The 1,595-nt window shown below is 77.1% G+C and carries 1 protein-coding gene and 2 pseudogenes; all 3 read right to left on the reverse strand.

The genetic code is table 11. The features are described from left to right. Positions 1 to 333, reverse strand: a 333-nt coding sequence (locus BST11_RS29350; RefSeq protein WP_425320606.1) for a PGRS repeat-containing protein, incomplete at its 3' end; no start/stop codon positions are given. 33 nt (positions 334 to 366) lie between these two features. Next, positions 367 to 588 (reverse strand): annotated as a pseudogene (locus BST11_RS29355) (PE family protein); the annotation flags it as partial. Positions 589 to 876: 288 nt separating this feature from the next. Next, positions 877 to 1,595: pseudogene (locus BST11_RS27800) on the reverse strand (PE family protein); the annotation flags it as partial.

Consider the following 1,595-nt stretch of genomic DNA (forward strand, 5'->3'; position numbering starts at 1 on the left):
GCCGAACAGGCCGGCGGCCCCGCCGTTGCCCCCGGTGCCGCCGGCGCCGACCAAGGCGGATCCGCCCGCCCCGCCGGCCCCGCCGTTGCCGATCAGGCCGGCGGCACCGCCGTTTCCGCCGTTTCCGCCGGTGGCGCCGTTGGTGCCGGATCCGCCGGCGCCGCCGTTGCCGATCAGCCACCCGCCGGGCGTCCCGTTCTGCCCGGTGCCCGGCGCGCCGTTGACGCCGTTGCCGATCAGCGGGCGGCCGGTCGCCGCCTGAACGGGGGCGTTGATGGCGTCGAGCACGCTTTGCAGCGGGGACGCGGCGGCCGCCTCCGCGGCCGCATACATGGTGCCGCCGGAGCTCATCGCCTGGGTGAACTGCTGGTGGAAGATCGCGGCCTCGGCGCTCATGGCCTGGTAGAGCTGGGCATGGCCGGAAAACAGCGATGCCAGGGCCGCCGACACCTCGTCCTCGGCGGCCGCCAGGATCGCGGTGGTCGGCGCCGCCGCGGCGGCGTTGGCCGCGCTCAGCGCCGAGCCGATGCTTTCGACATCGGTCGCCGCCGCGGCCAGCATCTCGGGCGCCACAAACACAAACGACATCGCTGTTTCCTCCCGGTTGTTGAGCGTTCGAGGGATGCGCTTAGCGACCCAGCCCGACGTTCGGTTGCATCGAGTCAAGGATGCGAGGCGACGCCGTGGCGAACGTCGGTCAAAGCTCGTAGATTGCGCTCGCCGGGGGTCGTAGATTTGCCGAGGGCCATGTACGCCCTACCGCTGTTGCTGGTCGCGGGGCACACACGCGGAATCGCCGGCCGCGATGGGAATTCGCTCGACACGCGTCCGAAGGCGCGCAGCCGCCCCGCCGCTCGGCGCCGGGCAACCGTGGCGTCACGCCGGCTCGATGTTCCCGTCCTGCCCGAGCAGCAGCCCGCCGGTGCCGGCGGTTCCCGGCGTGCCGTTCGGCGCCCCGGCGCCGCCGTTGCCGCCGTTGCCGCCGTCGCCGATCAGGACGGCGTTGCCGCCGTTGCCGCCGGCACCCCCGGCGCCACCATGACCGTCCGCGCCGGCGCCGCCGTCGCCGCCTTCGCCCAACACCCCGCCCTTGCCGCCACCGCCGCCGGCGCCGCCCTGGGTCAGCGCGCTCGGCCCCGCGGCGCCCCCGGCGCCGCCCGCGCCGCCGGAGCCGTTGAGGACACCGGCGTTGCCGCCGGCCCCGCCGGTGCCGCCGTTGGCGTTGAACAAACCCGCGCCGCCCGCACCGCCGGCCCCGCCGTCGCCGAAGAGGAAGCCGCCCGCGCCGCCCCGGCCACCGGCCCCGCCGGTGCCGTCGAAGATGGTGCCGCCGAAGCCACCGGCGCCGCCCGAGGCACCGAGGCTGAGCAGGCCGGCGTTGCCGCCGTCACCGCCGCGCCCGCCGGCGCCCGAAAGCCCGAAGCCGCCGGTGCCTCCGTTGCCGCCGGCTCCGAACAACCCGCCGGTTCCGCCGGCCCCGCCGGCTCCGGCGCCGCTGGTGCCCGACCCGCCGGCACCGCCATCGCCTCCGCTGGCGAACAGGCCGCCCGCCCCGCCGGCGCCCCCGGCGCCGGCCGTGGCACCGAACCCCCCGT

The sequence above is a fragment of the Mycobacterium alsense genome, assembly GCF_002086635.1.
GTDB classification, from domain to species: domain Bacteria; phylum Actinomycetota; class Actinomycetes; order Mycobacteriales; family Mycobacteriaceae; genus Mycobacterium; species Mycobacterium alsense.